The following is a 21,584-nucleotide window of genomic DNA, read 5'->3' on the forward strand; positions in this document are numbered from 1 at the left end:
TGGCCTTTCTTGATTTGGTGGAAATGACGAGACTTGAGTAGTTGGCTGTAGCTACCGTATTTGCTCGGTTTCTGTTTGGTTTAATTACAAAACCCCACAGATACCCCCACCACTAGAGCAAAGTAACCTCCAATTTGGCGCGTGATTTATCCGACTCAAATATGCCCTAGGCTCTCTCTATACGTCATGCCCCAGCAGGCATTCCTGGGGCGCTTACTGATGTGAAAAAAACCTTTATCGATATCAATAATTGTTTACAGGCGAGCGGCCTCCTTGACTGTGGGGAGACCTTTCTCTCGTGTATAAGTGCATCTCGTGAGTATTGTAAAGAGTGCATCACATGATCGATGGTTGAGGCTTTGTTCTTTTTGAAGTGAGGGGCTAAGTGGGTTCTTTAAGGTATTTTTTTAACTTGGTTAATGGGTAGAAATGTGGGTATTCCTAACACAATACTGATTCGTCCCCACTTATTTAGAAGGCTCCGACAGGCATTGAGCCTGCCGGATGAAAAACGTCCAGCGCCTAGAGAATTACTAAAAGGGAAATCGAGACTATGTATTACTAGTCACTCTTTTAGAACCGACGTACATCGCAAATAACCGAAGGCCGATGGTAATTAATAAAATCATACTTGGCGCTGTATGAGCGGGTATTGCCTTTAATTGGGTGACCTCTGTTTGAATGGTCGTCGCTTGATCTGGATTGGATAGGTGCTTTGAAACCTGGCTGAAGTTTTTCTTAAGTAATTTATCGAACGATTGAATTTTTCCCGCAAGCATATTCAGGAGTTCCAATTCGGTCTTGCCTTCCCCTGGTAGCTTTCTTATCTCCCCGTCAATCTCACCACCAAGCCTTTCCCATTCTTCTGCGAGGAAGTCTTCAAGTGATGAGAGCGTCTTAAGCTTCGAGTTCGTGGATTGTTTGGCTCGGTAGGCATTTTGTCCATGAGCGCCGGTCGCCATCATTCCACCAAAGTGCTGTACGCTACGTTTAGCAGTATTCAGGTTCTTGCTGATTAATCTGAGTTTACCCAAGATTTCATCCAAGGTCATACCTGTCGGCTCTCTCTTAATCCATGCCAGAGCGGTGTTAACCAGTCGACTCACCTGTACCTTGGTTGCATGTTCGTTGATAGACATACCCTTTTATCCTCGTAAATCCATTGAAGAATGTGTTCTACCTCTCTGATTTGAGATGCATGTGCCACATTCAGGTTTTTGCTTGATGAAAACGCGAATTCTAAATTAAATCTGCCGAGTGTCGGGGTCTAATAGAGTACGGGCCATTGCACGGAAGCTGTGGACGGTCATTGTTTCATTGTCATAGCCCAGTGACCTGAGCGCAGTCTTCACACCGTTATCAGACAGTGGCCGGCTCTGGTCTCGAGCTGATGGGAGAACATATTTGCCATGACCTGTTAGCGGCTCCAGTTCTTGCAGTAAGGCTAGAGCCTGTTCAGCAAAAGGGATAATGTGTGGCTGGCCCATTTTTATTTTTTCGCTGGGCAGTTCTATGTGCGTGGCATCCCAATTGATTTCCGCCTACTCAAGTTTTCGCAATTCTCCAGGGGGGCAGAAGAGGGGAGGGGATAGTTTTAGGGCTGCTCTTACTACTGGGGAGCCCTGGTATTCGTCTATGGCTGTTAGTGGGTGCCCAACTTCAGCAGGGTCTGTAATTGCTGTCAGATGCTTTTTCTTGGTGGCTGTGAGTGCGCCGGCCAAGTCTGTGGTGGGGGCACGGTCGGCCCTTCCGGTATTTGTAGAGCCAGTATGCACGTTGGTACAAGATGCAGCTGTCAGCTCCCCTTCCAGACATGCCAGTAACAATGCCCTCGTAATACAATCGGGCACCCAGAGTAAAAAAATAAGAAGTAGAGCTCGGCTCCAGGTTTGTCTTTGCAAAGATGATGGTATCTGTTATTGATGGGGTGTATAACAAATCCCATTAATAGTTTATAGGGGCTAACTTCTTAGTCTATAAATTGAGCTGAAATTTTGGTCTAGGCTAGTTGTGTACCTCAGGCTAGGGCCCATATCTGGTGGCTGTTGCAACCTTCACCGATTGGGCCTACTTAGTAATTATCAAGTTGACTAGTTGTGTGTCAGATTGGTGCTGAGTAGAGGGCCGTGGAGCTTCTCAAGCAGAATTGAATTCTTGAAAGCCACAGTGTAAACATCAAAAGTATCAATAAAATCTCAATCTATTCTAGTAATTTGGTTTATTGGTGGGCCATTAAAAATATACTTTGTAGTTAATGGTTCCTACTGGCCAATATCTTCATGCCAGATTTCAGGATGTTGCTGAATAAATTGATTCATAAGACCAATACATTCAAGGTTATTAAGAATAACCAAGCTTACACCTTCAGACTTGAGTAATGATTCATCGCCTTGGAATGTTTTATTTTCACCGATAACAATATACTTAATTCCGAATAGGCGTATGGCCCCACTGCACATTGGGCAGGGTGATAAAGTCGTGTAAACAGTGCACTTTTGGTAATCTGTAGAACATAATTTTCCCATATTTTCCAGTGCGCTCATTTCAGCATGCTTGATAACACTGTTTTGCTGGACGTGCTGATTGTAACCTCTGCCGATAATTTCACCATTCAGCACTATTACACAACCGACAGGAATTCCTCCCGTTGCTAAACCTTTTCGTGCCTCATTAATGGCTTCTTGCATGTAAACGTCATGGTTAGCTTCACTCATTACAGCTCTCTGTTTTAGGTATTAAGAATATTTTAATCAAAGAATGTAGAGCATATTATTAATACATCACTGCATTAGTGAACTACCGACTAGGATCAGTGTAAACAGGCGCTAGGTTGCGCTATGTCGGCGATATTTTGGGGGGGGCTGAAAGGGGTCTCAGTGAATTGACGGTATATTTCATACCTTGATTCGGCATCGCTGTGAGTTGCTAGCATGTGTCTTCCTTGCTGCTAATGATCACGCCTTTTTGCAGATGATTTAAATAACTTCTTTTTAAACAGATGTTTGGATTTTAGGGGCTGATTTTAGGGGCTATAGAAAGATAGACTGGTAAATTTGCGTGTCATCAAAGTGACTGGAGTGATCGTCCTAGAATTGTGAGCTGGTCGGTAACCCAGTGGTTTTTAGTTGGTTTGTTTAGTTCTATTTAATGGGATTTTTGAATTGTTAGTAACCTAAATAAACGCTAATGGTGAGCTTTTTGAGACCGTTAATGTTCGCCATCAATAAGCTATGCCAAAAATTTTCGTCGGAGGAAGATTGAGTAGGCAGTCGACCAAGCAATAAAAAAGGCCAACCTTGCGGTTGGCCTTTTTCAATTTGGTGGAGATGGCGGGAGTCGAACCCGCGTCCGTCAGCACTCTGCCAGAGGCTCTACATGCTTAGCTCCGTCTATTGATTTAACCCATTACAGCCCGGCGGTCAGGACGTATAGGGCGATCCCGTAAAGTGTTTAACCGCTTGCCCACGAGTATGGCTTGCGGCGATCCAGTTCTGTATAACAGTCTACAGCGCGATACTGGAACCTTGCTGAAGACTGCTAAGGGACGAACCCTTAGTTAGTGCTTCACAAGCTGCTTACGCAGCGAGTTGGGCACCGTAGTTGTCGTCGTTGGCAACTAATAAAATACAGCTTTGGATTAACGTGATTCGCTGCCATCACGGCATGCACCCAAGGTTTCGTCACCGGCGTCGAATCCAAGTCATCCCCGATAAGAAACACTTTCGTGTGTCATCTAAGTATACCCCAAACTCGGCCATTGCAATAAATTTTTATGCGCCAAGGATTTTTGGGAACTTTGATCAGGGGCAGGGGGAAAGCGGGGTGCCCCGGCAGCAGTGCCCGCCGGGGTAGTTAGAAAAGGCGTTACAGTATCGATTGGGCGAAGGCTACCAGGATCAGCAGTGGGCACACGATGCGCACATACCAGGGCCAGATCTTCCAGAACAGGGTGTGCTCAATATCTTCGTGGCCTTTCTTCAGCTCGCTCAGTAGCTGGTCTCGGCGCCAGATCCAGCCGGCAAAGATACACAGCGCAATACCCAGCAGGGGCTGGCCGTATTCAGTACTGATGCTGACTGCCAGTCCAAACAGGCTGTCGAAGTTGTAAATAATGGTGCTGCTGATGGCAAAGATCACCAGGCCCACCCCTGGGGTGGCAATACGGCGAGGGATGCCCAGGTTCTCAATAGAGAAAGCCACCGGTACTTCCAGCATAGAGATAGAGGAGGTGAGGGAGGCGATCACCATCAGGGCAAAGAAGGCAATGGCGACGAACACGCCGGCTTCGCCCATGGTATCGAACAGCGCTGGCAACACCTGCAGGATCAGGTTGGGCCCGGCGATGAGGGCGCCGTCGGCAGCGAAGATCTGGGTGCCGGCTTCCTGGGCCACATACATGGCGGGCAGGATCAGCAGACCTGCGGTGAAGGCGATCCCCACATCGATCAGAGTGACCAGGGCGCCGAGGCGCGGCAAGCTCTCTTGCTGGCTCAGGTAAGAGCCGTAGATCAGCATGGTACCCACCCCTAGAGACAGGGAGAAGAAGGCCTGGCCCATTGCAGAGATCAGTAGCTTCGGGGTGAAGTGACTGAAGTCTGGCATCAGGTACACCTCCAGGCCGGTAAAGGCACCGGGCTGGGTGAGTACATAGGCGATCAAAAGCAGCAGCAGGATAATCAGCGAGGGCATCAACAGGGTGGACCAGCGCTCAATGCCCTTCTCCACACCGCTGGCAATAATCAGCATGGTGAGGCCACTGAAGATTGCGGTAAAGATCAGGTTGCGCTGGGTACTGTTTTCTGTGAGCCATTGGACGGCTTCCTGGGCGCCAAACAGGGCGGCGAAAGGCTCGGCCAGGTGGGCCACCATCCAGCCGGCCACAATAGCGTAAAAACTCAGAATCAAAGAGGCTACCAGGATGCCGCCAAAGCCGGTGAGGCCACCGAAGAAGCGGCTCACAGGGCCAATAGAAATAGCCCGCAGTGCCTGCACCATATTGCGCCGCGCGTAACGGCCAATGGTAAGTTCGGCCATCAGCGCCGGGTAGGCGAGGGCGAAGGCCAAAAACAGATAGGCCACTACAAAGGCGGCGCCGCCGTTGCTGGCGGCCTTGGTGGGGAAGCCCCAAATGTTGCCGAGACCAACGGCGGACCCGGCGGCGGCCATCAAAAAGCCAATATTCGAGCTGAACTGTCCTCGCGGTGCACTCATAGTAAATCCCGTAATTATTCTTCTAGTTGTCTCTGTGCACTACTTGTGCGTGGCGCGCATCAGGCGCTGCTTTTCACGGTTCCAATCCCGTTTCTTCTCGGTTTCGCGTTTGTCGTGCATAGCCTTACCCTTGGCCAGGCAGATTTCGCATTTGATCAAATGGCCTTTCCAATACAGCGCGGTGGCAACCACGGTGTGCCCCTTTTGCTCCACGGCGGCGATCAGCTTGGACAGCTCGCGCTTGGTGAGCAGCAGGCGGCGGGTGCGGTCGGGCTCGGTCACATAATGGGTGGAGGCGCTGGCAAGCGGCTGGATATTGGAACCCAGCAGCCAGGCTTCGCCATTTTTAAAAATGACATAGCTGTCGGTGAGCTGGGCCTTGCCCTCACGACAGCTTTTCACTTCCCAGCCCTGCATCTCAACGCCCGCCTCAAACTTCTCCTCTATGAAGTAGTCGTGACGGGCCTTCTTGTTGAGGGCGATGGTATTGGATGTTTGCGCTTTCTTTTTCTTGGCCATGAAAACTTCTAGTGACTAGATAAAACTGTGTCCAAAAAACTTCAGGGCCACGGTGTTGATAAAGATCAACAGCAGTATCAGAGGGATAAAGGTGCCCAGGGAGAAGTTTACGTATTTTTGTGAGAAAGAGCCGGCAAAGGCGGAGTCGCCCTCTTGCAGCTCCTTGTCAAAGTTGGCTTTCTTCCATTTGTAGATCACAAACAGGCACACCAGCAGGCCGTTTAAGGGCAGGATGGTGTCGTAGAAAATGATCTCAACTAAATCGAAGAAGGACTTGTTAACGCCGGCCAACTGTACAAATTCAGTGAACCAGTTGACCATGCCAAAGGAGACGGCGCAAGCGATGGCCAGTACAAACTGTACTCCGGCAACCCAGTAAATGGCTGTTTTACGTTCCATATCGCGCTCGTCGCGCAGGGTGGCGATAGGTACTTCAATAATGGAAACCAGGGAAGTGATCGCTGCTACCAGAACCAGGAAGAAGAAGATCGCAGCCACGGCACTTGCGCCGGCATAGCCGATGCTGTCCTGCAAGGCAAGGAAGATCTTCGGCAGGAACAGGAAGATCATTCCGGCAGAGGACTCGCTTAATTCGGAGGGATCAATCTGCGGGTTGAAGTGGAAAATACTCGGCAGAATCAGCAGGCCCGCAGTAAAGGCCACCATGGTATCGGTAATGGCAACGGCGCGGGAGGAACCGGGGATAGAGTCTCGCTTCTTCATATAAGAGCCGTAGGTGATCATGATGCCCATACCCAGAGACAACGAGAAGAAGGCCTGGGCCATGGCTTTGCTCACCACGTTGCCATCAATTTTGCTGAAGTCTGGCACCAGGTAATACTTCACACCGAGGATGGCGTTATCCAGGGTCAGGACAAAAATCACCAGGCCCAGCAGCATTACAAACAGCATCGGCATCAGGGTTTTTGCCGCACGCTCAATACCGTCTTTAACCCCCATAGCGAGAATGGCGTTAATAATCAGCATCAGTACCACCAGGTAAATAAATACCTTGGGTGTATTGATAAAGTGGATAAAGAAATCCTGGGTGGCGAGCAGGTTGAGATTACCGGTGACGGTTTCAATCAGGTACCCGAGTACCCACACAGTAACCACTAAATAAAATACCGCGATCATAAAAGGCGTGATCAAGGCTAGCCAGCCGGGGATACGCCACAGGTGTGAACCGTTGGAGAGTTGACGATAGGCACCTACCGGGTCTTTATCGGAGCGGCGTCCCAGAGCCAATTCCGCCATCATAACGGGCAGGCAGATCAGAAAAACAAAGAGGGCATAGACCAGTAGGAAAGCACCGCCTCCGCTCTTGGTGGCCGCTACCGGGAATGCCACCAGATTGCCAATACCAACTGCGGAACCAGCTGCGGCCAGGATAAAGCCCAGCCTTGACCCAAAATGCTCTCTCACTGCGGTCATAGTACTCTCGCTATTATTTTTTATCAGATACAGCTTTCGTTTTTGTTTTCCAGCGGGGCCGGGTATGTCCCGCCGGCAAAAAATGCGATTGTTGCAGGAATTCTCTTGCTTGAGTAGCGCCGACTGGCAAAATTAGCGGCCGAACGACAATCCCAGGCGATTTCGCCTGGCGGACTGGATTTGACAACAGGAATGACTGAAATAGAGCGCAGCGCGCTGGTGATGTACAGCGCGGAACAAATGTTTGATCTGGTCAATGATGTGGCCAGCTACCCACAATTTTTACCGGGGTGTCGCGGGGCTGAAATTCTGCACCGGGACGAAGAAACCCTGGAGGCACGGTTGGATTTATCGCGCGCGGGTATTCGTCAAAGTTTTACCACGCGCAATCAACTGGTGCGCCCGACCAGCATGACCCTGACTCTGGTAGACGGTCCCTTCGAAAATTTTACCGGGCATTGGATGTTTACTCCCCTGGCTGAGAGCGCCTGTAAGGTGACTTTTTCACTGTCGTTCTCCATGAAGAGCCGTTTGATCGCCGCCGCCGCAGGTAAGCTTTTTAGTGATCTGGCCAATCAAATGGTGGCGGTAATGTGTGAGCGTGCCGAGGACATTTACGGGAAGCCGCAATGACAGAAGAAAAAATGATTTCGGTAGAGGTGGTTTACGCACTGCCCCATGAACAGCGGTTGATGCGGCTACTGGTAAAACCGGGCACTACGGCAAGGGAGGCTCTGATTCGTTCGGGTATTCCAAAAGAGTATCCGGAAGTGGACCCGGATAGTGCCAAGATGGGTATCTTTGGCCAGGTTCTGGGGAGCAAAGGATTGGCGCCGGCAGAGAGCTACGAGTTGCAGCCGGGCGATCGGGTGGAGGTTTACCGCCCGTTGATCGCCGACCCGAAAGAGGCGCGCAAACAACGCGCCGAGAAGGCCAAGCGTATGGCCGAGAAAAAGAAAGGTGCCGAAGACGCTTAGGCTTAGGGCCAGTCAGCCGGCTGCAAGTCACCGCTGGTGGATACCAGGGAGTCTTCGTCAAAATAAACGCTAAAGCGCTCCTGGCTGATATCACCCTTCTTGTCGCGAATGCGGTTGACGTAGTCCCAGCGGTTGGGATTGTAAGTGTCTTCCAGCAGCGGGGTGCCGAGAACAAACTGTACCTGGCGGCGGGTCATACCGGGCTTCAGCTGGTCGATCATCTCTTGGGTAATGATATTGCCCTGCTGTACCTCAATGCGGTGCACACCGGGAAACTTAACCAGCGTACAGGCGCCGAGAAAGGCGCAGAGGCTGGCGATGGCGATAAATTTCAGGCTAGGCGGCATTCATTGCTCCATTATGTTCTTTCACACGGCACCTCTCGTACAAATTTTAAACGGTTGCCCGGAATAGGACCCTATGCGTAGGGAAAGTTCCCTTCCTCTGCGATTTCCCTCTCTCATGGTGCCTGGGGTTCCGCTGACTCCGTTCGGCATGGGATAATACCCGAAGAGCCGGCTCGCTGACAGGCGGGAATCTGTGGTCTTATTCGGGTATAGACCTTTTCAGTGAGCTGATGCAAGTAAAGACAATTCATAAAATCCTGTCGGGAAATATTTATTCATGTCGAACGAAAACCAGGAATTGCGCAAGGCTGGCCTGAAGGTCACCCTGCCGCGGGTTAAGATTTTGCAATTGCTTGAAAGCACCAGCGAGCAGCACTTGAGTGCTGAAGATGTGTATAAGCTACTGCTGGAAGCGGGGGAAGATGTCGGTCTGGCTACCGTCTACCGGGTACTGACCCAGTTTGAGAGCGCGGGTCTGGTTGTTCGCCACAACTTCGATGGCGGCCACTCCGTATTCGAGCTGGATCGTGGTGATCATCACGACCACATGGTGTGTACCGATACCGGCAAGGTGATCGAGTTTCACAATGAGGAAATTGAGGAACTGCAGCGCCAGATCGCCGATGAGCACGGCTACGAGCTGACAGGCCACAGCTTAGTGCTGTACGTGAAGGAAAAAGAGAAGTAATCCAGTCGGGTGCGGCGTCCGCCGCACCCATCTTATGCCCGCTTACTGTTGTGGCTGGCAGGGCGGCGTGTACAGCTCTGGGAATTTACCGACCTTATCCGCGTAAAACTCCCTTAATTTGTTCAGTTCTGCCTCCAGGTTTTCCCCCAGTTGGGCGATAGGGCCAATTCCCACTTCTTTCTTGGAGAAATTGATAAAGCCCAATACCAGAGGCACCTTGGCACTGCGTGCAATATGGTAGAAACCGGACTTCCAGCGCTCACCCAAACCGCGGGTGCCCTCCGGTGGGATGGCAATAACCAGCTCTTTACGCAGCTTAAACTGGCGCACGGTGGCATCTACCAAGTTGTTAGCCTTGCTGCGGTCTACGGCGATACCGCCGAACCAGCGCATGGGGCCGCCCAGGGGGAACTGGAACAGTTTGTCTTTGCCCATCCACTGCGGGGTCATCTTTAATTTGAGTGCGGCGAGAATAAAGTAGTAGCCGTCCCAGTTAGTGGTGTGGGGAGCCCCGATCAATACATATTTTTTCAGTTTTAATGATTGCTGATCGCCGTTAACGCGCCAGCCGTGAAACTTCAGCAGCAGCTTGGCAACTTGGCGCAGCAGCGGCGTGATAATCGGGGTATTAAAAATCGTTCTCTGCATAAACTCGGCCGATACTACTCAAACAAAGTTAAACAAGCGGCTCAGTATATGGTGACTTCTGCCGCCAGACCCAGTCATATTTGGTCTATTTGTCCTAAAACGGCATATATCACCGGCAGGCCGGCTATTTTGCCGGATTGTTGGCGGTTATTTATTGATCTGCGAGATATGATTGCCCACCGCTCCATTGAAAGTGATGGGCTGTCCTGTTGGTCAGCTTTGAAACTCGGCTGAAGGGCTGTTCTGAGATTGCCCTGGGGGCAGCTCAAAGGGTCCTGGTCAACATCTCTTCCGCATGGGCCAGTGACTGCGGGCTGGGTTGCCCTCCGAGCATGCGTGCGATCTCTTCACGGCGCTCGCCGTTTTTCAATTCACGCAAAGCCACAAACGCCTGCTCACCATCACTGTGCTTCTCCACCAGATATTGGCGGTGGGCTCGCGCAGCCACCTGGGCCAGGTGGGTGACGCAGATCACTTGGCCGCTACAGCCATTGCGGGTCTCTCCCAGCTGGCGCAGCAGGCGGCCTACCACGTCTCCAGTGGCGCCGCCGATACCGACGTCCACTTCATCAAAGACCAGGGTGGGGGTGCGTGAAGTCTGTGCCGTGACCACCTGTACGGCGAGGCTTACCCGAGAAAGCTCACCGCCGGAGGCGATCCTGCCCAGTGGGCGCGGTGGCTGGCCGGGGTTGGTGGAAATTAAAATTTCCACTTCCTCCAGGCCGTGGCTGCAAGGCTTGTCGAGAGCTTGTAAGGCAAGTTCGACCTTGGCGTGCGGCATGGCCAAATCCACCAGTTGCCGATTGACCGATTCGGCGAGTGTGATCGCTGCCCCACGCCGTAGCTCGCTTAATTTTGCTGCGACTGCCCGAAACTCTTTTTCCAGTTTGCTGCAGGTTTCGGCGAGGCGCTCCAAGGTATCTTCCGTGCCGATATCTTCCAGTTCCTCTTGCAGCTGTCGCTGCAGGGCCGGTAGCTCACTGGGTTGTACACGGTGTCTGCGCGCCGCCTGGTAAATAGCACTGAGGCGCTCCTCAACTTCACTGAGCCGCTCAGGGTCCATCTCGAAGCGATCGATATGTCGCGACAAAGTACCGGCCGCTTCGTCGATCTGAATTCGCGCACTATCGAGCATCTGCGCCACCTCGACCAGGGCCGGCGCCTGTTCGGGCATGGCGGAAAGCAGTTGCAGGGCGCGGTGCAGTTGTTCGGCGATATCGCCCTCACCGCCGGACAGCAGCGCGGCCAGCTGATAGCTGCCGTTAAGAATATCGCCGGCATTGGCCAGCTGACGCTGCTCGCTCTCCAGGGCCTCTATCTCACCTTCGCTCAAATCCAGTTGTTCCAGCTCGCGCAGCTGGTACTGCAGTAGGTTGCGGCGCGCCTCGGCCTCCTCAACGCTGTCGGCCAGATTGCGGTAGCGGCGGTATTGGTCCTGCCAGGTCTTGTAGCGACTGCGGGTTTCGGCGGCCAGTTCCTGGGCTTGGGCGTACTCATCGAGCAGGCGGCGGTGGGTTTCCTTCTTCAGCAGGGACTGGTGCTCGTGCTGGCTGTGGATATCAATCAGTTGCTCACCCAGGGCGCGCTGCTGCAGCAGCGTCACCGGCTGGCCGTTGATATAGGCCCGTGAGCGGCCATCGGCGCCGATGGTGCGGCGCAGTATCACTTCCTGCCCGCTATCTAGCTCCTGGGAATTAAGCCAATCGCTGGCGTTGGGGTAGCCGGAGATATCGAAGGTGGCACTGATATCGGCGCGGTTGGCTCCAGCGCGTACCAGTTCGGCACTGCCGCGACCACCCAGGGCGAGCCCGAGTGCATCTAGGGTGATGGATTTGCCCGCGCCGGTCTCGCCGGTGAGGGTGCTGGTACCTGGGCCGAACTCCAACTCCAGTTGGTCCACCAGGGTGAATTGGCTGATAGACAGGTGCAGCAACATATAGAGATCGCTTCTGTGTCCTTTTCTTATGGGTGGGTCTGAATACCCAATCAGTGGTTATTTATACAGTATTCCTTTCTGGTTAGCTATAGCGTCAAGCGCAGATTCTCCAGCTATTGCGCGCTAGCGCAAAAAACCACTTGAACTGTGCGGGGATGGCCCCATATAGCCCCCAGAGCCCGCAGGACGGGCCCAACTCATTACTGACAGAGTCGACGCGACGGAGAAAGCAGTGGCCAGAGAGCGCAGCGAAGAAGATCAGATTACAGAGGGGGTGCAGCCGGAAGCACTGGCTGATGAGCACCTGACAGCGACAGACGAGGCGGCTTCCGCGGAGATTGAAGATCCCACCGCGACCGAGCGCGAGCAGGCTGAGCAAGCATTGCACGAAGAAGCCGAAAGTGCGGATACGCTGCACGATGAAATTATCAAGCTGCAAGAGCAGTTAGTGGTGCAGAAAGACCTCGCTCTGCGCGCCCAGGCTGAGGAGCAGAATGCCCGTCGCCGCGCCCAGCAGGATGTGGATCGCGCACGCAAATTTGCAGTGGAAAAACTGCTGCAGGATTTGTTGCCGGTTGTGGACAACCTGGAGCGCGCCCTCGCCACCATTGATAGCGCTGATGAAAGCAATAAAGCATTGGTGGAAGGTATCGAGCTTACTCACAAATCTTTCGTCGACACCCTGACGAAAAATTCTGTGGAAGTTGTCGATCCAGCGGGTGAGCCCTTCGACCCAGAGTTGCACCAGGCCATGACCCAGGTGCCGAATGGGGAGGTGGAGCCGAACACGGTTCTAGAGGTATTTCAAAAAGGCTATCGCCTCAACGGTCGACTGGTTCGCCCGGCCATGGTTGTGGTTAGTAAGGCCCCGTAACGGCAAATGCGTGAAACGGCCTTGAATTTCGCTGGCCGGCACCAATATAGCTGACATCAAGAATTATTCGCGCGCTGCATACAGAACAGAGCTGGCAGCGCGTAACAAATGAGGATTTTACAGATGGGAAAAATTATCGGCATCGACCTGGGTACCACCAACAGCTGTGTGGCGGTACTGGATGGTGACAAAGCGCGTGTAATCGAGAACGCCGAAGGCGATCGTACTACACCTTCTATTGTTGCCTTCACTGACGACAACGAAATCCTGGTAGGTCAGTCTGCCAAGCGTCAGGCGGTGACCAATCCCCAGAATACTCTGTTTGCGGTTAAGCGTTTGATCGGTCGTAAATTCAAAGACGACGTTGTGCAGAAAGATATCAAGATGGTGCCTTACACCATCACTGAAGCTGACAACGGCGACGCTTGGGTAGAAGTGAAAGGCGATAAAAAAGCTCCGCCGCAGATCTCTGCCGAAGTTCTGAAGAAAATGAAAAAGACTGCAGAAGACTTCCTCGGCGAGAAAGTTGACGCTGCAGTAATTACTGTACCGGCTTACTTCAACGACTCCCAGCGCCAGGCCACCAAAGACGCCGGCCGTATCGCGGGCCTGGACGTTAAACGTATTATCAACGAGCCGACTGCTGCTGCTCTGGCCTACGGCCTGGACAAGCAGGGCGGTGACCGCACTGTAGCGGTATACGACCTGGGTGGTGGTACCTTCGATATCTCCATTATCGAAATTGCCGACGTAGATGGTGAGAAGCAGTTCGAAGTACTGTCCACCAATGGTGACACTTTCCTCGGCGGTGAGGACTTCGACCTGCGTCTGATCGAATATCTCGCAGACGAGTTTAAGAAAGACCAAGGCATCGACCTGAAAGGCGATCCCCTGGCGATGCAGCGCCTGAAAGAAGCTGCAGAAAAAGCCAAGATCGAACTGTCCTCCAGCCAGCAGACTGAAGTCAACCTGCCGTATATCACTGCAGATGCCACCGGTCCCAAGCACTTGGTGGTTAAGCTGACCCGCGCCAAGCTGGAAAGCCTGGTAGAAGATCTGGTTACCCGTTCCTTGGAGCCGGTAAAAATCGCTCTGCAAGATGCCGATCTGTCCGCCTCCGGCGTAGACGAAGTGATCCTGGTTGGTGGTCAGACCCGCATGCCGCTGGTACAGCAGAAAGTCACCGAGTTCTTCGGTAAAGAGCCGCGCAAAGACGTTAACCCAGACGAAGCTGTTGCCATGGGTGCCGCTATCCAGGGCGCCGTACTGTCCGGAGATGTTAAAGACGTACTGCTGCTGGACGTAACCCCGCTGACCCTGGGTATCGAAACCATGGGTGGCGTTGCGACTCCGCTGATCGACAAAAACACCACTATCCCCACTAAGAAGTCCCAGGTGTTCTCCACTGCGGAAGATAACCAGACTGCGGTAACCATTCACGTGGTACAGGGTGAGCGCAAGCAGGCTTCCCAGAACAAATCCCTTGGTCGTTTTGACCTGGCCGATATCCCGCCGTCCCCCCGCGGTGTACCGCAGATCGAAGTGACCTTCGATATCGATGCCAACGGTATCCTGCACGTACACGCGAAAGATAAGGCCACTGGTAAAGAGCAGTCCATCGTGATCAAAGCTTCCTCCGGTCTGTCCGAGGACGAGATCGATAAGATGGTTCAAGACGCAGAGGCGAATGCCGAAGCGGATAAGCAGTTCGAGGAGTTGGTGCAAACCCGCAATACCCTCGACGGCCTGATCTCTGCTACCAAGAAGACCTTGGAAGAAGCTGGCGACAAAGCCACCGCTGAAGAAAAGTCTGCAATCGAAGCGGCTATCAAAGAAGCGGAAGAAGCGGTGAAAGGCAACGACAAGGCTGCTATGGAAGCTGCCACCACCAAGCTGACCGAAGCTTCTGGCCCGGTTGCACAGAAGATGTACGCCGAGCAGGCCCAGGCCGCTGGCGCTGAAGGTGCCGCTGGTGCAGGCGCTCAACAGGGCGAGCAGCAGCAATCTTCCGCTGGCGACGATGCGGTAGATGCAGAGTTCGAAGAAGTAAAGGACGACAAGAAAGAAGGTAAGTAAGCGTTCGCTTGCATTTCGGGTGGCAGCTTTTAAAGTGGCCGCCGGAGAACTTCAGGGGCGCGGCGCCTTCTTTTTAGGCCCCGCGCCCTGTGTTGTTTCAGGTATCCATCAAAGTTTGTACAGAGTTCGCAGTTTGGTGGTGCTCCGCAATGCGGGGCTTGGTTAGAAACCGAGAAGTAGAAAGAGTTTGGCCGTTCTTGATGCCGGACCAGAGAACATAGTTTTATGTCGAAACGCGATTATTACGAAGTCCTCGGCGTCGAGCGCGGCGCTTCGGATGCAGAGCTGAAGAAAGCCTACCGCCGGGTGGCGATGAAGTTTCACCCGGACCGCAATCCCGATGATGCGGAAGCAGAAAACAAATTCAAGGAAGCCAACGAGGCCTACGAAATACTGTCCGATTCGCAGAAACGCGCGGCTTATGATCAATTTGGTCACGCCGGTGTAGAAGGGCAAATGGGTGGTGGCGGCGCCGGTGGCTTCGGCGGTTTCTCCGATATCTTCGGCGATGTATTTGGCGATATCTTCGGTGGGGGCGGTGGCGGCCGTCGGGGTGGCCCCGCGCGCGGTTCAGACCTGCGTTACGACTTGGAACTGGACCTGGAAGACGCAGTGCGTGGTACCACGGTCAAGATCCGTGTGCCAACGCTCGCTTCCTGTAATACCTGCCACGGTTCAGGCGCTAAGCCAGGTTCCTCTCCGCAGACCTGTAGCACCTGTGGTGGTGCCGGTCAGGTGCGTATGCAACAGGGCTTCTTCTCTGTTCAGCAAACCTGCCCCAACTGTCGCGGTCGCGGTACCACTATCTCCGATCCCTGTGGCAGCTGCCACGGTCGCGGTCGGGTTGAAGAGACCAAGACTCTGTCCGTTAAGGTTCCGCCTGGTGTGGATACTGGCGATCGTATCCGCCTGTCCGGTGAGGGTGAAGCTGGCCCCGATGGCGGGCCCGCTGGTGATTTGTATGTACAGGTGGTGGTGAAGGAGCACGAGCTGTTCCAGCGCGATGGCAAGAACTTGTATTGCGAAGTGCCCATCAGTTTTGCTGCTGCAGCACTGGGGGGCGAACTGGAAGTGCCGACTCTTGATGGTAAGGTGAAGCTAAAGATTCCCGCAGAGAGCCAAACTGGCAAGCTGTTCCGCCTGCGTGGTAAAGGTGTCACTCCGGTGCGCGGTGGCGCTACCGGCGATTTGCTGTGTCGGGTTGTAGTGGAAACACCGGTAAACCTTTCTGGTAAACAGAAAGAGTTACTGCAGGAATTTGCCAATACCCTGAGCGAAAAGAAAAATGCACCACGCCAGACTGGTTGGTTTGAAGGGGTGAAAAACTTCTTTGGGGATATGAAGCTTTAACTTTAAGCGAGCATCCCCAATCGCTATTCGACCATCGGTAATTTAGGGCTTATATAGTTGCTTAACGGATGAGCTCTTTTAAAAGTTAAAAGCAGGAAGAATAGCGAAAACTGGCCCGGTATCTCTGCCGGGTTAGTTGCCCTGGGCAGAACGGGCCCTCAGACGGGCAGCCAGTGCCATCAATAATTCGTGTTGAATCTTACCTAACTCCCTCATCTGTTGTTTTTTTAGTATCCCTTCCAGTTCTTTGTTTGCCTGCGCGCTAATCGCGGCCAATTGCGCACCGATTTCCCCGCGCTGCTTAGGCGTCAAAATCAGTTTAGGGTTGTCCAAAACGCCATAGCCATCCAGTACGGCTTTTTTCTCTGCAAGGCTCTTTTGCAAGATGGGCAGTACTACTTTTTCTTGGCCAGGGGTGAGCTGCAGACGCAGCGTCACCCAATCTGTAATGTCGTCATATTTCTCCCAGAAGTCTGGGTTTGTAGTTTGCTGTTGTGCGGATACGGGCGCACTGCCAAAGGCCAGGGTTAAAGAAATAACCACCACCAATAAATGTGGCAGGTGGTTTGATCGAATCATTAGTCGCATGTTGGCGCTCCATTTACCCCTCTGGCTTAAGCCTAGCATCGTGATTTGTCATTGCTTTCACTCAATTTCAGTTAGTTGGTAATAAAAATATGTTTTGTTATTTCCTCTATGGCTGGAAGTTTTATGGTCAGTTTGGTCCCCAAAAATGATCACTTTTTAAGATTGAGTTTTTGTAGCTGCTTTCTGGTATGGCGAGGTAAGATTCGCAGCAATATTGGGCGTAGACAGGAGTGTTGTTGTGGCAGTAAGAGTTGCGATCACCGGGTTTGGCGGGCGTATGGGAAGGGCCTTGGCGGAGGCACTGCTTTTAAGTGATGAGGCTGAGCTCAGCGCGGCAGTTGTACGGCCGGGCTCCAGCTTGGTGGGGGCAGATGCCGGTGAAGTTGCGGGCCTCGGGCGCAACGGCATCGCCATTGTTGATAGCCTGGATAAAGCCGACTTCGATGTACTGATCGACTTTACCGCGCCACAGGCAACTGTGGATAACTCTGCCTATTGTGCAGCCAACGGACGCCCCATTGTTATTGGCACTACCGGTTTTGACTCTGAGCAGAAAAATCAGGTGCTGGCTAATGCGGGCAAGGTACCGTTGTGCCTGGCCAGTAACTTTTCCACCGGCGTAAATTTGTGCTTCAAGTTATTGGAGACCGCTGCACGGGTAATGGGTGAAGATGCCGATATAGAAATTGTTGAAGCGCATCACCGTCACAAAGTGGATGCGCCTTCTGGCACTGCGTTAAGCATGGGAGAAGTCGTTGCCGAGACCCTGGGGCGGGATCTGGAGAAAGTGGCGATTTATGGCCGCGAGGGCCAGACCGGTGCCCGTGAGCGCGACACCATTGGTTTTGCCACTGTACGCGGCGGCGATGTGGTCGGTGAGCACTCTGTACTGTTCCTGGCTGAAGGGGAGCGCGTAGAAATTAGTCACCGCGCCAGCAGTCGTCTCTCTTTTGCCCGCGGTGCGGTACGCGCAGCGATATGGTTGATGGGAAATAAGCAATCGGTGCGTGCGCCGGGCCACTACGATATGCGCGATGTGCTGGGATTAAATTAATTGGATCACACAAAAAAAATCGGTAAAGGGGCGGCCTTTATTTAATAGTTCTAAGGCACTAGTTATACGGTTGATCGATAGGCGAGCCTTATTTTTATAGTGAAAGTCAATACTTCGGGTTTTCGACCCTTTAGGTAAACCAAAAATTTTTTGAGGATTTTTTGTTTGGAAAAAAAGCTGATTGTCGGCAGTGAAGAATGGTGTGCGTTTCCCGGTCTGGGTATCCCCGCAGTTAAGGCCCGGGTGGACTCCGGGGCTAAGACTTCTTGCCTGCACGCATATAATATTCAGACGTTTAAAAGGGATGGTGAGCCCTGGGTAAGCTTTGAAGCGCATCCATTGCAGCACCAGCGTCGGCCGACCGTGCGCTGTGAGGCTCGTATTCTCGACAAGCGTCTAGTACGCAGCTCCTCAGGTGAGTCGGAGCGGCGCCCGGTAATTCGTACCGCGCTTTCTATCGGCGGAAGTGTCTGGGATATCGAATTGACCCTGACCAACCGTGACAGTATGGGCTATCGCATGTTGTTGGGGCGCGAGGCCATGCTCGGCCGCATGATGGTGGACCCCTCGGAGAGCTTCTGTCTGGGTGAACTGCCAAAAAGTCAGCTGGATGAATTTTATCGGGACGAGCACCATATCGCCGGCACCGGCTTGCGTATCGGGCTGTTGGCCTCGAATCCGGATCTTTATAGCAACCGCCGCATCATGGAAGCTGGTGCCGAGCGCGGCCACCGGATGACCTTCCTGGATGTTCGCCAGTGTTATATGAAGCTCGATGCCGATGAGCCTGAAGTACATTATCGCGACGGCAGAATTCTCAACAATCTGGATGCCATTATCCCCCGTATTCGCCCCAGTCAGACTTTTTATGGCTGCGCCCTCACTCGCCACTTTGAGAGTCTGGATGTGTTTGCCCTGAATGGCTCTGCCGCGATCAGCCAATCGAGGGATAAGCTATTTTCCCTGCAGTTGTTACAGCAGAGTGGTTTGAGTATTCCCACTTCAGGCTTTGCCAACTCGCCGGTAGATACCAACGAGTTAATTGACATGGTGGGTGGGGCGCCGCTGATTGTGAAGTTACTGGAGGGTACTCAGGGCCGCGGAGTGGTGTTGGCGGAAACCCGCAAAGCCGGCGAATCGGTGATTAATGCGTTCAAGTCACTTAAAGCCAATTTGCTGGTGCAGGAGTTTATCCGTGAGGCCCAGGGCAAGGACCTGCGCCTGTTTGTGATTGATGGCCGCGTTGTGGCCTCGATTCAGCGAGAGGCGGCACCGGGAGAGTTCCGCGCTAATATTCACCAGGGCGGCACCGCTTCGGTGGTTAAAGTCACAGTAGATGAAAAGCGCATAGCCATTAAAGCGGCCAAAGCGCTCGGGTTGAAAGTGGCTGGTGTGGATATTATTCGTTCGCGTAAAGGGCCGTTATTACTTGAGGTGAACTCCTCCCCCGGTCTCGAGGGTATTGAGAGTGCCACGCGCAAGGATGTGGCCGGTGCGATGATTATGTCGATCGAGAAGGCGCTCAAATGGCGTCCCGTAACAAAAACCCAGGATGGAAGTGCCGACTTGGATAACCGTGTACCCGAGTAATCGACAGTGAACGGGGCGCCGACGGTGCAAAGCTCGGTGGGCTAACCTTCAAAGGTGGCCGGGCTTTTCGCTGGCGCGCCGTTCGAGCCTCGGCAGTGATTGATTGCCCAGGTATCCGCCGATAGACACTTTCTGCCGGAACCGCGCCTTCCGTCGGCAGAAGGTGTGAACTCCAGGGTATCAATGACCGTGAAGACACTCTTTGCCAGACTTTCTATCACTCGCCCATTCCTGACGATTTCCCTGATATTGGGCCTGTTGCTTGCTCCCTTGGTACAGGCCGCAGTACACCTTTCGGATACCCCCCTGGGGCGGCGTGTCATGGTGGATTACATCGTGCACTTCGCCTACAACCTGCAGTGGCCGGTCAACGCATTTGATAATTACAGTGCCCCCTTTAAGGTGTGTTTGATGGGAGGGGATTCCCTCGGCGAGCAGCTGGCTCTGCGCTTCAAGAATCAGCGTATTGATGGGCGCCGGGTGGCGCTGGAGAAAATTGGCTTCAAAGATATACTGCGCGCGCGCAAATGCCAGATTGTGGTTCTCGGCTCTATGGACCGCTCGAGCCTGCTAAAGACGCTGGTTACAGTGGAGTTCTTCCCCGTTCTTACGGTGAGCGATGCCGAGCGCTTTGCGGCAACTGGCGGCATGATTGAATTTGCCGATAAAGGCGGCGAAGTGGCGCTGCGCATGAACAAAACCATGCTGGAAAAGGCCGAGCTAAAAATGGGCAATAGCCTCTTTCGCCTCGGGCAGAAGCTGGAGTAAAGAGAAGTTTTTCGTCAGGTTTGGCGTATTTTTGCACTAGCGTCTAGAAGCGAATTCGCGTAGAATCTGCGCCCGAATTTGGGCCGGTGTCGCGAAGCTGAATCGCGCAGCGCGAGCCCACCAAAAAAAGCCGGTGGCAAGCATCGGCCAATATGTGAGAGCCGCGCGTGAACAGATTTTTAAAGCGAGATGAAGCTGCGATGTTTCATCTCGCTTTTTTATGCGCGCGCCAGTCAGGAGCCGCGTGCTCCGAAGCCCACAAACCCCGCCCGGAAGCAGTTCTGAAGATTGGAGTTCAATTTGACTAAAGCTGTCCCTACGTCGGAGGCCTTCATGCCCCACAACTTTATGCAGAGTACAACTCCCGCACTGCTGGTGCTCGCTGATGGTAGCGTCTTTGAAGGACGCGCAATCGGTGCCCTCGGCAGTTCTGTTGGCGAGGTAGTGTTCAACACATCCATGACCGGCTACCAGGAGATCCTCACCGATCCCTCCTACGCCCGCCAGATTGTGACTCTGACCTACCCGCACATCGGCAACACTGGCACCAACCAGGAAGACGAAGAGTGCGCTGATATCTGGGCCGCCGGCCTGGTAATCCGCGACCTGCCGCTGCTGGCCAGCAGCTTCCGCAACGAGCAGTCCCTGGAGGACTACCTGCGCGAGCGCAATATTGTCGGTATCGCCGATATCGACACTCGTCGCCTGACCCGCCTGCTGCGCGACAAGGGTGCACAGAGCGGTTGCATCGTTGCCGGTGACAATATTGACCGCGAAGAAGCCCTGGCCAAAGCCAAGGAATTTGCCGGTCTGAAAGGGATGGACCTGGCCAAGGTAGTGAGTACCAAGGAAGCCTACCCCTTTAGCGAAGGTACCTGGGAACTGGGCGAAGGCCACAAGGCCGCGCCGGAACAGCCCTTCAAAGTGGTGGCTTACGATTTCGGTGTGAAGCGCAATATCCTGCGTATGCTGGTGGATCGCGGCTGTGACATCACCGTAGTACCGGCGGAGACCCCGGCCTCCGAAGTACTGGCGATGAATCCCAACGGTGTATTCCTGTCCAATGGCCCCGGCGACCCCGAGCCCTGTGAATACGCGATCACTGCTATTCGCGAAATCCTGGACGCGGGCATCCCCACCTACGGCATCTGCCTGGGCCACCAGTTGTTGGGCCTGGCGGTGGGCGGTAAAACTGCCAAGATGAAGTTCGGTCACCACGGTGGTAACCACCCGGTACAAGACCTGAACAGCACCAAGGTGATGATCACCGCGCAGAACCACGGTTTCGAAGTGGACGCCGACAGCCTGCCGGACAATGTGGAAGTTACCCACAAGTCCCTGTTCGACGGTACCTTGCAGGGTATTCACCTGAAGGACAAGCCTGCCTTCAGCTTCCAGGGACACCCGGAAGCGAGCCCCGGCCCACACGATGTGGCGCCGTTGTTCGACCACTTTATCGATTTGATGAAAGAGCGCGCCTAAGGGCGTAGCCGCCCAGGGTAGGGCATTTAACCGCCGCTTTTG

Annotated in this window: 20 protein-coding genes, 1 other RNA gene and 1 pseudogene; 11 read left to right on the plus strand and 11 right to left on the minus strand. The window is 53.4% G+C overall.

Annotated features, from left to right (window positions below):
• Nucleotides 1–551: 551 nt before the first annotated feature.
• From ACJJIT_RS02540 to ACJJIT_RS02570, 7 genes are all read right to left on the minus strand, one after another.
• Nucleotides 552–1,139, minus strand: a complete 588-nt coding sequence (locus tag ACJJIT_RS02540) for a hypothetical protein (RefSeq protein WP_444899877.1) — start codon at nt 1,137–1,139, stop codon at nt 552–554.
• Nucleotides 1,140–1,244: 105 nt separating this feature from the next.
• Nucleotides 1,245–1,535 (minus strand): tyrosine-type recombinase/integrase, encoded by a 291-nt coding sequence (locus tag ACJJIT_RS02545; RefSeq protein ID WP_444900885.1) that lies wholly within the window; start codon nt 1,533–1,535, stop codon nt 1,245–1,247.
• A 726-nt stretch (nt 1,536–2,261) separates the two neighbouring features.
• On the minus strand, nt 2,262–2,714 hold the full coding sequence (locus ACJJIT_RS02550) for a nucleoside deaminase (protein WP_444899878.1): 453 nt from the start codon (nt 2,712–2,714) through the stop codon (nt 2,262–2,264).
• Between the two features lie 604 nt (nt 2,715–3,318).
• Nucleotides 3,319–3,708: a transfer-messenger RNA gene (gene ssrA / locus ACJJIT_RS02555) on the minus strand.
• Nucleotides 3,709–3,864: 156 nt separating this feature from the next.
• Nucleotides 3,865–5,211, minus strand: a complete 1,347-nt coding sequence (locus tag ACJJIT_RS02560; protein WP_444889457.1) for a sodium-dependent transporter — start codon at nt 5,209–5,211, stop codon at nt 3,865–3,867.
• Between the two features lie 39 nt (nt 5,212–5,250).
• Nucleotides 5,251–5,730: an SsrA-binding protein SmpB gene (gene smpB / locus ACJJIT_RS02565; RefSeq protein ID WP_444899879.1), complete on the minus strand. Its 480-nt coding sequence runs from the start codon at nt 5,728–5,730 to the stop codon at nt 5,251–5,253.
• 15 nt (nt 5,731–5,745) lie between these two features.
• Nucleotides 5,746–7,164, minus strand: a complete 1,419-nt coding sequence (locus tag ACJJIT_RS02570) for a sodium-dependent transporter (RefSeq protein ID WP_252083247.1) — start codon at nt 7,162–7,164, stop codon at nt 5,746–5,748.
• 192 nt (nt 7,165–7,356) lie between these two features.
• Here ACJJIT_RS02570 and ACJJIT_RS02575 point away from each other — a divergent pair, with 192 nt between their 5' ends.
• Nucleotides 7,357–7,797, plus strand: coding sequence for a type II toxin-antitoxin system RatA family toxin (locus ACJJIT_RS02575; RefSeq protein ID WP_252083246.1), 441 nt, complete (start codon nt 7,357–7,359; stop codon nt 7,795–7,797).
• The gene (locus ACJJIT_RS02580) at nt 7,794–8,141 is read left to right on the plus strand and encodes an RnfH family protein (RefSeq protein WP_252083245.1); all 348 of its coding nucleotides are present in this window, start codon (nt 7,794–7,796) and stop codon (nt 8,139–8,141) included. The genes ACJJIT_RS02575 and ACJJIT_RS02580 overlap by 4 nt, the downstream gene beginning before the upstream one ends.
• Before the next feature lie 2 nt (nt 8,142–8,143).
• Here ACJJIT_RS02580 and ACJJIT_RS02585 read toward each other — a convergent pair whose 3' ends face one another.
• A complete protein-coding gene (locus tag ACJJIT_RS02585; RefSeq protein WP_252083244.1) occupies nt 8,144–8,488 on the minus strand; it encodes an outer membrane protein assembly factor BamE in 345 nt (114 codons plus the stop codon).
• Between the two features lie 277 nt (nt 8,489–8,765).
• Between ACJJIT_RS02585 and fur the strand changes: the two genes are divergently transcribed.
• Nucleotides 8,766–9,176 (plus strand): ferric iron uptake transcriptional regulator, encoded by a 411-nt coding sequence (fur, locus tag ACJJIT_RS02590; RefSeq protein WP_252083243.1) that lies wholly within the window; start codon nt 8,766–8,768, stop codon nt 9,174–9,176.
• Between the two features lie 42 nt (nt 9,177–9,218).
• Here fur and ACJJIT_RS02595 read toward each other — a convergent pair whose 3' ends face one another.
• Together ACJJIT_RS02595 and recN are read right to left on the minus strand one after the other, a co-directional pair.
• A complete protein-coding gene (locus tag ACJJIT_RS02595; RefSeq protein WP_252083242.1) occupies nt 9,219–9,824 on the minus strand; it encodes a 1-acyl-sn-glycerol-3-phosphate acyltransferase in 606 nt (201 codons plus the stop codon).
• 265 nt (nt 9,825–10,089) lie between these two features.
• Nucleotides 10,090–11,760 (minus strand): DNA repair protein RecN, encoded by a 1,671-nt coding sequence (gene recN / locus ACJJIT_RS02600; RefSeq protein WP_252083241.1) that lies wholly within the window; start codon nt 11,758–11,760, stop codon nt 10,090–10,092.
• Nucleotides 11,761–11,992: 232 nt separating this feature from the next.
• Here recN and grpE point away from each other — a divergent pair, with 232 nt between their 5' ends.
• The 3 genes from grpE to dnaJ all read left to right on the plus strand — a co-directional run bounded on the left by grpE (nt 11,993) and on the right by dnaJ (nt 16,060).
• On the plus strand, nt 11,993–12,634 hold the full coding sequence (gene grpE, locus ACJJIT_RS02605; protein ID WP_444899880.1) for a nucleotide exchange factor GrpE: 642 nt from the start codon (nt 11,993–11,995) through the stop codon (nt 12,632–12,634).
• A 123-nt stretch (nt 12,635–12,757) separates the two neighbouring features.
• A complete protein-coding gene (gene dnaK, locus ACJJIT_RS02610; RefSeq protein ID WP_252083239.1) occupies nt 12,758–14,710 on the plus strand; it encodes a molecular chaperone DnaK in 1,953 nt (650 codons plus the stop codon).
• Nucleotides 14,711–14,935: 225 nt separating this feature from the next.
• On the plus strand, nt 14,936–16,060 hold the full coding sequence (gene dnaJ / locus ACJJIT_RS02615; protein ID WP_252083238.1) for a molecular chaperone DnaJ: 1,125 nt from the start codon (nt 14,936–14,938) through the stop codon (nt 16,058–16,060).
• A 132-nt stretch (nt 16,061–16,192) separates the two neighbouring features.
• On the opposite strand, the gene ACJJIT_RS02620 is transcribed toward dnaJ, so the two are convergent.
• Complete coding sequence (locus ACJJIT_RS02620; RefSeq protein ID WP_444899881.1) at nt 16,193–16,648, minus strand: hypothetical protein; 456 nt, start codon at nt 16,646–16,648, stop codon at nt 16,193–16,195.
• A gap of 238 nt (nt 16,649–16,886) precedes the next feature.
• Between ACJJIT_RS02620 and dapB the strand changes: the two genes are divergently transcribed.
• The 5 genes and pseudogenes from dapB to carA all read left to right on the plus strand — a co-directional run bounded on the left by dapB (nt 16,887) and on the right by carA (nt 21,542).
• Entirely contained in the window at nt 16,887–17,702 is an 816-nt protein-coding gene (gene dapB / locus ACJJIT_RS02625; protein WP_444899882.1) for a 4-hydroxy-tetrahydrodipicolinate reductase, read from the plus strand.
• Nucleotides 17,703–17,867: 165 nt separating this feature from the next.
• Nucleotides 17,868–18,269: pseudogene (locus ACJJIT_RS02630) on the plus strand (ATP-dependent zinc protease family protein); the annotation flags it as partial.
• 84 nt (nt 18,270–18,353) lie between these two features.
• A complete protein-coding gene (rimK, locus tag ACJJIT_RS02635; protein ID WP_444900886.1) occupies nt 18,354–19,292 on the plus strand; it encodes a 30S ribosomal protein S6--L-glutamate ligase in 939 nt (312 codons plus the stop codon).
• A 183-nt stretch (nt 19,293–19,475) separates the two neighbouring features.
• Nucleotides 19,476–20,060 (plus strand): YfiR family protein, encoded by a 585-nt coding sequence (locus tag ACJJIT_RS02640; protein ID WP_444899883.1) that lies wholly within the window; start codon nt 19,476–19,478, stop codon nt 20,058–20,060.
• 333 nt (nt 20,061–20,393) lie between these two features.
• A complete protein-coding gene (carA, locus tag ACJJIT_RS02645; RefSeq protein WP_444899884.1) occupies nt 20,394–21,542 on the plus strand; it encodes a glutamine-hydrolyzing carbamoyl-phosphate synthase small subunit in 1,149 nt (382 codons plus the stop codon).
• Nucleotides 21,543–21,584 lie beyond the last annotated feature (42 nt).

Source organism: Microbulbifer mixtoriginis (SeqCode) (assembly GCF_052467515.1).

Bases quoted from the DNA above. Each gene is read 5' to 3' on its own strand.
- ACJJIT_RS02540 (WP_444899877.1), bottom strand. From the start codon at position 1,139: ATGTCTATCAACGAACATGCAACCAAGGTACAGGTGAGTCGACTGGTT.
- ACJJIT_RS02550 (WP_444899878.1), bottom strand. From the start codon at position 2,714: ATGAGTGAAGCTAACCATGACGTTTACATGCAAGAAGCCATTAATGAG.
- ACJJIT_RS02560 (WP_444889457.1), bottom strand. From the start codon at position 5,211: ATGAGTGCACCGCGAGGACAGTTCAGCTCGAATATTGGCTTTTTGATG.
- smpB (WP_444899879.1), bottom strand. From the start codon at position 5,730: ATGGCCAAGAAAAAGAAAGCGCAAACATCCAATACCATCGCCCTCAAC.
- ACJJIT_RS02570 (WP_252083247.1), bottom strand. From the start codon at position 7,164: ATGACCGCAGTGAGAGAGCATTTTGGGTCAAGGCTGGGCTTTATCCTG.
- ACJJIT_RS02575 (WP_252083246.1), top strand. From the start codon at position 7,357: ATGACTGAAATAGAGCGCAGCGCGCTGGTGATGTACAGCGCGGAACAA.
- ACJJIT_RS02580 (WP_252083245.1), top strand. From the start codon at position 7,794: ATGACAGAAGAAAAAATGATTTCGGTAGAGGTGGTTTACGCACTGCCC.
- ACJJIT_RS02585 (WP_252083244.1), bottom strand. From the start codon at position 8,488: ATGCCGCCTAGCCTGAAATTTATCGCCATCGCCAGCCTCTGCGCCTTT.
- fur (WP_252083243.1), top strand. From the start codon at position 8,766: ATGTCGAACGAAAACCAGGAATTGCGCAAGGCTGGCCTGAAGGTCACC.
- ACJJIT_RS02595 (WP_252083242.1), bottom strand. From the start codon at position 9,824: ATGCAGAGAACGATTTTTAATACCCCGATTATCACGCCGCTGCTGCGC.
- recN (WP_252083241.1), bottom strand. From the start codon at position 11,760: ATGTTGCTGCACCTGTCTATCAGCCAATTCACCCTGGTGGACCAACTG.
- dnaK (WP_252083239.1), top strand. From the start codon at position 12,758: ATGGGAAAAATTATCGGCATCGACCTGGGTACCACCAACAGCTGTGTG.
- dnaJ (WP_252083238.1), top strand. From the start codon at position 14,936: ATGTCGAAACGCGATTATTACGAAGTCCTCGGCGTCGAGCGCGGCGCT.
- ACJJIT_RS02620 (WP_444899881.1), bottom strand. From the start codon at position 16,648: ATGCGACTAATGATTCGATCAAACCACCTGCCACATTTATTGGTGGTG.
- ACJJIT_RS02640 (WP_444899883.1), top strand. From the start codon at position 19,476: ATGACCGTGAAGACACTCTTTGCCAGACTTTCTATCACTCGCCCATTC.
- carA (WP_444899884.1), top strand. From the start codon at position 20,394: ATGCCCCACAACTTTATGCAGAGTACAACTCCCGCACTGCTGGTGCTC.